General features: G+C 66.4%; 12 protein-coding genes. 6 read left to right on the top strand and 6 right to left on the bottom strand.

The window, feature by feature from the left end; all coding sequences use genetic code 11:
* The 6 genes from CCS01_RS16520 to CCS01_RS16495 all read left to right on the top strand — a co-directional run.
* On the top strand, positions 1-176 hold a 176-nt coding region (locus CCS01_RS16520; protein ID WP_146101497.1), incomplete at its 5' end, for a transposase.
* 12 nt (positions 177-188) lie between these two features.
* Positions 189-1,265, top strand: coding sequence for a hypothetical protein (locus CCS01_RS35725; RefSeq protein ID WP_158258442.1), 1,077 nt, complete (start codon positions 189-191; stop codon positions 1,263-1,265).
* 8 nt (positions 1,266-1,273) lie between these two features.
* On the top strand, positions 1,274-1,696 hold the full coding sequence (locus CCS01_RS16505) for a hypothetical protein (RefSeq protein ID WP_104519884.1): 423 nt from the start codon (positions 1,274-1,276) through the stop codon (positions 1,694-1,696).
* Positions 1,697-2,230: 534 nt separating this feature from the next.
* A complete protein-coding gene (locus CCS01_RS32900; RefSeq protein ID WP_146101805.1) occupies positions 2,231-2,923 on the top strand; it encodes a hypothetical protein in 693 nt (230 codons plus the stop codon).
* A gap of 35 nt (positions 2,924-2,958) precedes the next feature.
* Positions 2,959-3,369 carry a Clp protease/crotonase-like domain-containing protein gene (locus CCS01_RS16500; RefSeq protein WP_104519883.1) on the top strand — a complete coding sequence of 137 codons (411 nt, stop codon included), beginning with the start codon at positions 2,959-2,961 and terminating at the stop codon, positions 3,367-3,369.
* Positions 3,370-3,421: 52 nt separating this feature from the next.
* Complete coding sequence (locus tag CCS01_RS16495) at positions 3,422-3,970, top strand: glycosyl hydrolase 108 family protein (protein WP_104519882.1); 549 nt, start codon at positions 3,422-3,424, stop codon at positions 3,968-3,970.
* A gap of 61 nt (positions 3,971-4,031) precedes the next feature.
* Here CCS01_RS16495 and CCS01_RS16490 read toward each other — a convergent pair whose 3' ends face one another.
* From CCS01_RS16490 to CCS01_RS16465, 6 genes are all read right to left on the bottom strand, one after another.
* Positions 4,032-4,364 (bottom strand): stability/partitioning determinant, encoded by a 333-nt coding sequence (locus CCS01_RS16490; RefSeq protein ID WP_104519881.1) that lies wholly within the window; start codon positions 4,362-4,364, stop codon positions 4,032-4,034.
* The gene (locus CCS01_RS16485) at positions 4,361-4,615 is read right to left on the bottom strand and encodes a hypothetical protein (protein ID WP_104519880.1); all 255 of its coding nucleotides are present in this window, start codon (positions 4,613-4,615) and stop codon (positions 4,361-4,363) included. Before CCS01_RS16485 ends, CCS01_RS16490 begins: the two co-directional genes overlap by 4 nt.
* Positions 4,612-5,304: a ParA family protein gene (locus CCS01_RS16480; RefSeq protein ID WP_104519879.1), complete on the bottom strand. Its 693-nt coding sequence runs from the start codon at positions 5,302-5,304 to the stop codon at positions 4,612-4,614. Before CCS01_RS16480 ends, CCS01_RS16485 begins: the two co-directional genes overlap by 4 nt.
* Before the next feature lie 448 nt (positions 5,305-5,752).
* The gene (locus tag CCS01_RS16475) at positions 5,753-6,313 is read right to left on the bottom strand and encodes a hypothetical protein (RefSeq protein WP_104519878.1); all 561 of its coding nucleotides are present in this window, start codon (positions 6,311-6,313) and stop codon (positions 5,753-5,755) included.
* A gap of 209 nt (positions 6,314-6,522) precedes the next feature.
* Positions 6,523-7,518 carry a site-specific integrase gene (locus CCS01_RS16470; RefSeq protein WP_104519877.1) on the bottom strand — a complete coding sequence of 332 codons (996 nt, stop codon included), beginning with the start codon at positions 7,516-7,518 and terminating at the stop codon, positions 6,523-6,525.
* Entirely contained in the window at positions 7,518-7,778 is a 261-nt protein-coding gene (locus CCS01_RS16465) for an integrase (protein WP_146101804.1), read from the bottom strand. Before CCS01_RS16465 ends, CCS01_RS16470 begins: the two co-directional genes overlap by 1 nt.
* Between the last annotated feature and the right edge of the window lie 600 nt (positions 7,779-8,378).

Raw genomic sequence — 8,378 nt, 5'->3', positions numbered from 1 at the left:
CCAATCGCCGCTCGCCGCGGACCTACGACCGCGACCTCTACAAGGCGCGCCATCTGATCGAAAATTTCTTCGCCAGGCTCAAGCAGTTCCGTGCCATCGCAACCCGCTATGACAAGACTGCCCGCAACTTCCTCGCCGCGGTCCACCTCGCCGCCGCCGTCGTTTGGCTTAATTGACGACACGCCCTAGTGCAGGTCGCCAACCAGGCGTTATCCGACTGGCTCGGCGGCGCCTGCCTGTTCGGAACCGGCTTCGACGGGGACGTGACGATAACCAACCCGTGGGGCCTAACCATGGCGCGGGATATGCACTTCCATAACCTGACCATTACCAACCCCGGCTTCCTGGTGACGAACGGCTATACGCTCTATGTCTCGGGCACCCTTGACCTGTCCGGGGCAGCTGCATACGCGATCGTCACCGCCTACTACACTTACGGGAGCGTTTGGTGCGTCAACTACGAGAGTGGCCACGGCGGCAGCGGTGGCACGGGCGCAGGTAACGCTGGAGGCGCGGCTACCGCTGGCTTCCCGTCGAGTATGGGCGGCGCGGGCGGCGCGGGCGGCGCTGGCTCAAGCGGCGCGGGCGGAGCGGCCGGAGTGGGAGGACATAGCTGGTTCGCCAACGCGCCCTTCTATCCGGGGCCGATAATGTCGCCCGTCATCGCGTATTCCAATCAGGTCTCCTTCCCGTGCAGCGGTTACAACGGCGGTTGTGGTGGTGGGGGTGGCGGGGATGGCACGAACTCCGGTGGCACTGGCGGCAACGGCAGTAACGTCCGCCCGACCCGCGCGAGCGGGGCATACGTCCTCTCTATGAACGGCTCGTGCATAATCTACGCACGGCACATACAGCGCGGGACGAATACCGCTACAAACATCATCTCCGTTCGCGGGAACGATGGTAGTCCTGGCACGGCGGCGACCGTTGGTAACTGCGGTGGTGGGGGCGGAGGAGGTGGAGGTGGTGGGGGATACATCCGAATTTACGTCGGTGAACTGCTTGGATCAGCGATCCCGAACGCGCTTGAGGCGAGCGGCGGCAATGGCGGTAATGGTGGTAATGGCTCCGGCACTGGATCGCCCGGCAACGGCGGCAATGGTGGCAATGGTGGCAACATCGACATAATCTGCCCCACTGCCGGAGTCTACTCGCGTAACGGCGTTAACGGCCCGACCGCAACTAGCATGACCGGCTCGGGCACGGGCACAGTCGCATCTGGGCAGACCGGTGGAGCCGGTTTCGTTAATACACAAACGTTATAGGCGATCAGATGACCACAACGACAACAGATACCTGGGGCCGAACGGTCACTATCAGCGGCTCCGGACCCTACACGTGCAGCGTCGGCGGCCTATCGGTCACGGCGGCGACGGTAGCGGCGGCGCTCGGGACGATCAACGCGATGCCGCAGACGCCCACCAGTACCCCGGCCACCGTCGTGAACTCCGTCGCGGCCTGGCAGGGGAAGATCGTGCTGATCAGCATGCCAAGCGCCGTGAACGCCGGGAAAACCCTCTATGACGACGCTTCGGCGTGGATCGCAACGCAGTCCACAGCACTCCAGATCGCCTGGGCGAATGCACCAACCTGGACACGAGATGGCACGATGATCCCCCTGGTTGCAGCGGGTATCGGACTGACCGATGCACAGGTGGATCAGATGTTCCTTACAGCTTCCGCGATATCGGGTTAACGGAACATGATCGGCGCGCATCCCATTGGCTCTGCGCCGATTGGTGCGGAGACGAAATATGGACCGACAGGTGGCACGAAAACTGTCATAGCACCTGGTGTTGGTGCGGAGTTGGTTTCCGGCAGAACATCCATCGTGACCACCGGAGCGCGGGTCGCGCCGGCCTCGGGTGCCGTCGCCGTTTTCGGACGTGCGCCAACGATCGCCACCGCCTGTCACGTCGTCGGCGAAACCGGTACAATACCGGTCGCTGGACTTACGGCAGCTATTTCGGCCGCGGTAGACATCGTCGGTACTCCGGGATCCCTACGTGCGGCGGCAGCGGCGCCGGTCGTCACAGCGGCCGTCCATGGACAGCCGACTCCCGGCGCTACCGATCTGGCAGGTCACGCGACCATCATCGTGGCAGCGACCGCGGTCGCCCTGCCGGCGCCCGGCGGTATCACCGTCCATGGCGCATCCGCCCTACACTCCGCAACGGCGACCTGTGCGCCAATCCCTGGCGCCACCACCGGCACAGGGGCTGTGCCTGGCGTGACAAGTACCGCGTCGGTCTCCGGCGCTCCTGGATACGTCACCCTGACAGGGACAGCGGCCCAACCGGCCGCATCCGGCCACACCGACCCCGGCGTCGCAACCACGATCCTGGCCGGCACTCCAGGGATCCTGGCGGGCACCCTGGCCCTCACCCCGGGACACGGTAACACCACCCTCACCGGCCAGGCCTCAGACCATGCTGCCTCGGCCACCATCGTCGCATCACCAGGTGTTGCCCAGCTGCACGGCCAATCATCGGGACTGGTGGTCGGGACCGGGTATGGCATGGCGCCAACCCCCGGGTCTATCAGCGTCGTGGTCACGTCACCGCGTATCGCCGCGGATCAGGTCATCGCGACACTCTCTGGTTCTGTCGGACTGGTGGGCGGATCCTGCCGCGTTGCGGAGCAGTTCGGACTGTCACCAGATCCGGCGCGGCAGATCCTGGTTGGCGAACCACCGGCCGTCGCCGCAGCATCGGAGATCCGTGCCGGTTCTGGTCGTGGGCAGGCCGCGGGCGCAGCACCGACCGTCCGTGGCGGGATTCGCCTCATCCCAGCCGCCGGCGGTATGGCACTGCAGGGCGGAAATCCGCACGCAACGACCCTCACCAGAACCGGGCGGCCCGTGCTGATGCATAACCATCCCCTGTACGTCCGCGGCCATCTGTTGCGCGTCGCCGATCCCTGATCATCCGTCACCTCAGTGAAAGAGAGGATGTCTTCATGTCGATCACCCGGTTCGTTACGATCCTGGCACTCCTGATCGCCGGCGGTTCCGCCGCTTGGGCCGACGAATACGTCAACACCAACAACGGCCAGGGCGCCCAGGGCGTGATCCTGGAGCTCAACGTCCCCGGCGGTCGCACGTCGTCAGTTGTCTCCGAGACCAATCGCATCCCGACCAGCACGAGCTACACCGGCGCCACCGTGATGACGGCGGGCACCGCGTATCCGGCCGGCCATGCCGTCGGCTACCTCGTCACCGCCCCAGGGTCGGTGACGTTCACCTTCCTCGACGGCTCCACGCTCACCCTGGCCCTGGCCGCGTCCACGCAGTTCCAGATCCTGCCGTTCGCCGTCACCGAGTACACCCTGAGCGGTGGCGCCGCCGGCACGTTCGTCAACCTCAACTGACATACTCCATCGACACCACCATGCGGTGAGCCAGCCGGACCGGAGGGATGTCATGACAGACCATTTTCCACGCGCGGTCGCATTCTTCTGGCAGCCGGCGCACAGCGGCCACGCATTCCGCCAGGATGGCAGTGACCGCGATACGGCTGTCAGCTGGGGCGTGTCCTGGCACGTCTGGTCCGGCTGGGCCAAGAAGAACGCCCTCGTCACCTCATTCACGGCGTTCCGGGCGCTGCCGCGCGAGACCTTCCTGCCGCTGCTGCGCACCTGGTTCTGGAACGCGCTGCGCTGTCCGCAGATGGGTGCCGTCGGCATCCAGCTGTTCGACATCGCCGCGCTGGCCGGACCGGAGGTCGCCGTGCGCTACCTTCAGACGGTCCTCGCCGTGGCGGTCGATGGCGAGATCGGTCCGGTCACCATGGGCGCACTGCATGCCGTCGAGCTGACCGTACTGAGCCAGGCCCTGCTGCACGGCCGGACTGCGTTCCAGACGATCCATCCGGACGTGCCCTGGTTCCGACCGACAGACGATGCGCGGGTGATCGCCTGTCACGACCTGGTGGCATCCTTGCTCGCCGCACCCGGTATCCACCTGACCTGACCATCCGTTTGTCACGACACACCAGAGGGACCAGCGCCGGGCATCCGGTGCTGGCCCACCCCTAGCGTCCGCGCCGCTGGCGTTCCAGGGCGTCGAGCGCATCCTCCAGCACCTTGCCGAGCGGCACGCCGTCCTCGGTGGCGATGGCGACGAACCGGTTCTTCACATCGGGGCGCACCTTGGTGTTGAACTGAGTGTCGCGTCCGGTGCGGTAGTAGTGCCGCTCGGCGATCGGCGCGACGCGCTTCGCCTCCCGGGTCGGAAACCCCGCCGCCTGCGCCACGTCCCGCACCTGCTCGATCGGCGGCGCCGCGCTGCGGCTGGCCTTCGGGGTGAACCGGGCGAGGTCCGGGTCCGGCACCTCGTCGAACAACTGTGCCCGCTTGGTGGTCATGGGTGCCCGCTCCGTGCAATCTGGGAAATCTGGCCGCCAAGATCGCCCACGCGCGGCATGAGCGTAAACGTGCTGCCCAGGATGATGAGGCACAGTCCGATCAGGGCGCCCACCATCCACTTCACCAGGCGCATGTCACTTTTCAGGTCATCGACATCGGTGTCGCGCGCACTCAGCGCCTCGGCGGCTTTCAGAGACTTGTCCTCGGCGATACCGAGGCTGCGAAAGGCTTCATAGACGGCGACCTTCATCGCACCGCCTCCGCCACAGCGGTGATCCGGTCGAGCTGCGCCACCACCTCGTTGCTGAACAGCCGGACGTTGCTGATGGCGGTGTCGACCCCGCGCATGGCCTTGTTGTCCAGCAGGTCGCGCAGCGTGCCGCCGAAGGAGAACACCGCGCGGTACGGATCGCGCTCGTGCAGCTGGGTGGCGAACATCGGGATGGCCTGTTCGGCGAGCTGCTGCTCGATGTTGATCTGGGTCTTCGGCCGGATCGCCGGGCGGGTCTGGGTGAACAGCACGGCGAACGGGATGCTCCGGCGATAGGCCTTCTCCTGGAAGCGGAGGAACTTGATCGCCTTGACCGCCTCGGCGGCATCGAGGTCAGAGCCCTTGGTCGGGATGATGACGAGATCGGCGCGCGACATCGCGACCCCGACCGCGCTCGTCGCGGTGCCTTCGAGATCGACGATGACGAACGCGGTCTGCCGGGCGGCGAGCTCGATCGCATCCACGAGCTGCTCCTCGCCGTGGCAGGCGACAACGGTGAGGGTGGCGGGCACGCCGGGACGGCGGCTCCAGCGCAGCAGCGGATGGTTGGGGTCGGCATCGATCAGCGTGACGGTGGCGCCGCGCTCGGCGAGATCGATGCCGAGCAGGACGGCGGATGTGCTCTTGCCGCTGCCGCCCTTGGGGCTGGCGAAGGCGATCGTGGGCATGGGCAGGCTCCTCATGGTCCTGGAGAAAAATCATACCCGATGTCGTAGATGATAGCTATCCCCCAGGGGGATAGCTATCATCTAGTTGAACGATGTCGATTATCGTTTCGTGTAGACCCCGAACGGATTGGTGGGCGGGATCTCGTCACGGCGCACTCCGCATGAAGGGCCTTGAATAAGGGACCTGTCTGTTCAGACACACCCTTCAGGGCGGCGTGACGCATGTCGCTGTCGCGCTTCTTCAGTTCGCCGTGCCGCCGCTGGATGTCCAGCTTGGTTTCGGTCGTCGATATCTGATGGACTTCTTTGTCGTCCACAACCAGTCTCCTATTCTTGTTCGTCGCGAATGTATCCCGTTAACTCGCAGGATCTTTCTCTTAGATGGTATATAACTGATTTTCAGTTGAACGACGATAGCCCTCCGCTAGACGATGGCTATCCTCCGCGATCAGCCATAATCGACCGCCACCCGCACAGTGAGGGCAGGCCAGCGCACCTGGATCATCGCCAGCACCGGCCAGGGCGTCCAGTCGGCCGAGACAAGCGCCACCCGGAACGCCCCCTGCCCTGCCCCGAGTGCCGCCAGTTCCGCCGCATCCAGCGGCCGCATCCGCACATCGCGCAGCGGCCAGGTGGTGCCCCAGTGCTGCCACAGCCAGGTCAGGGCCACCGGATCGGTCTCCGGCAGGCGCAGGATCGCTGGCGGCACCGGCACCAGCGCGTGCAGGTCGAACGGGCAGGTCCGCACCATGCCGACGAACCCGATCGCCCGCTCGTGCACCTGTGCATTCGCCTCGCGCAACTGCGCGGCATAGAGCCGGGCGGCGGCGACCGAGGGCACGCGCCGCGGCGGTCCGATGAGCCACAGGAACCAGCCCTCCTCCAACGCGTCGTAATCGTACACCCACGGCGTCACCCCGGCCCCGGCCGCGGCCGCGCGCAACGCCGCGATATCCCCAGCCGGACCGGTGATCGTCACGACCTGGGACAGCCAATCCGGGTGGGGCATGCACAGGACATCAGGCCCGGCCGGTGGCGGCAGAGACAGCGCCGGCCGGGCCAGCGGCCACAGGCTGGCCGGCAGATGGCTCCGCCGCCCGCGGCGCGGACCTTCTGTCCCCGGCCGGCGTGTGCGGCGGCGTGTCCGGGCCGGTAGCGGATAGCTATCGGCTATCGGCATGCCCGCCCTACGATGCGTGCGATCGTCGTCCATGTCCCTCACAGGCCGAGCAGCTTGACCGGGCTGTCGCTCAACAGCTTGGCGCGGCGCACATAGCCGCGCATGGTGCGCAGATCGCGATGGCGGGTGTGGTCCATGATCTGCTCATCGCGCGCCCCCTGGCGGTAGGCCTCGGTGACGAACCCAGCCCGCAGGCCATGCGCCGACAGCCGCTCCTGCGCCGGCACCGTCACCCCGGCCAGCGTGGCGCGGCGGCGCAGGATGGTCGAGACCGCGTTGGGATGCAGCGCCGCGGCATCAATGCCGCCCCACATGTCGATGCGGCGGAACACCGGCCCGACCGTGGTGGCCGAGGCCCGCAGCCAGGCCTCCAGGGTGCGCACCGGGCAGGTCGCCGCCTGCGCCCCCTTCGGGATGCCGATCTCCACCCCCTCCCCCTCGGGATCGGTCTTGCTGCTCGGGATGAACAGCCGCAGGCCGACATGGGTGATCGTCAGGTGCTCGCGGGCGATGCCGACCAGTTCGGACCGGCGCAGCGCGCCGGCATAGCCGACCAGGATCAGCGCGCGATCGCGCAGGCCGGTGAGGCCGCCATCGCAGGTCGCCACCAGCCGGGTGATCTCTTCGGTGGTCAGCGCCGCGGCGCGGACGGCCGGGGTGGCGTGCAGGCGCTGGATGCCCTGCAAGGTGGCGCGGATCGCCGCGTGCCCGGGATGCCAATCGCAGCCGGCGGCCTTGTGGTACTGGCCGATGCTCGCCAGCCGCCGCTTCAGGGTGGCGCGGCTGTGGGTCGTGGCCAGCGCGCCGAGGTAAGCTGCGACCGTGGTCGGGGCCGCTGGTAGCGCCGGCCATCCGTTGCGTCGGCACCAGCCGCGAAAATCCTCCCAGTCCTGGCGGTAGGCGCGCTGTGTCGCCTGGGCCAGGGCCTGAGTGGCATACCCCTTGGCCACATCGAGGGCGGCCTGCTGCGCCGTGGTCGGCACGGCACCATCGGCATCGCCGGCGATGGAGGGCGTCCGGACGACCGGCGCCATCAGTGCACCGTCCGGGCGATCTGCGCCACCTGGCCGCCGATCTCGCCAAGCCGGGCCCACAGGGCCAGCATGGACCCGAGCAGCAGCACGGTCAGCCCGACATTGGTGGTGACCATCCAGCCGAGCAGGGTCAGGCGCGTGTCGATCCTCGCCAGCCGGTCCGCATAGCCGGCGAGTTCCTCACTGGCGCGGTTCGCCAGTTCGTCGGGAACCTTCGCGGCGCGGAAAGCATCGCGCACCGCGCCCAGTTGCAGCGCCATGGTCATTCGTCCTCATCGACTATGACGTCAGTTCAGCAGCTTACGGCGATCCTGGCAAGCCGAGTGTGGCACAATGTCGGGCGCGTGGATAATGGGGGATTATCTACTGGGCTGGGCGCCAGGTGCGGGACGGGAGTGGCGATCTGGTCCCACCACACGTGGCTCGCTGACCACCTCCGGCGCCCGCGGGCAACGCCTCTGTGGTGTTGCGGGCCTTGTCGTTCATGGCTCCGATAATGTTCGTGCGGGCGCCGCCTTTCGGGATCGCGAATGCGATGTCAGGCATGTCCAGGTCTCCTCGGTTGACAAAAAGACCCTAGGCGATCGCGATCAGGCAAGTCAATAGACGATAGCTATCCACACCAGGATAGCTATCGTCTAGCGAATGACGGGAGCCCATCATTTATGATCTTTTATCGTATCATGCTAGGAGGCAGGTTGTGACGACTGTGTCGACTACGCCTATTGCGGATTTATACCAACGGCCCTATCCGGTGACCGTTATTGCTGCCCATTTGCGCTGGGTCAGGGAAGCAATCCGTTCCGGCATTTGCATGAGCTTGTTCCAGGCCTCGCAGCAGGCATCGACAACCGCCTTGT

The organism is Rhodopila globiformis, assembly GCF_002937115.1.
In the GTDB taxonomy this organism is placed as follows: Bacteria; Pseudomonadota; Alphaproteobacteria; order Acetobacterales; family Acetobacteraceae; genus Rhodopila; species Rhodopila globiformis.
This window is presented reverse-complemented; position numbering and strand designations above follow the sequence as displayed.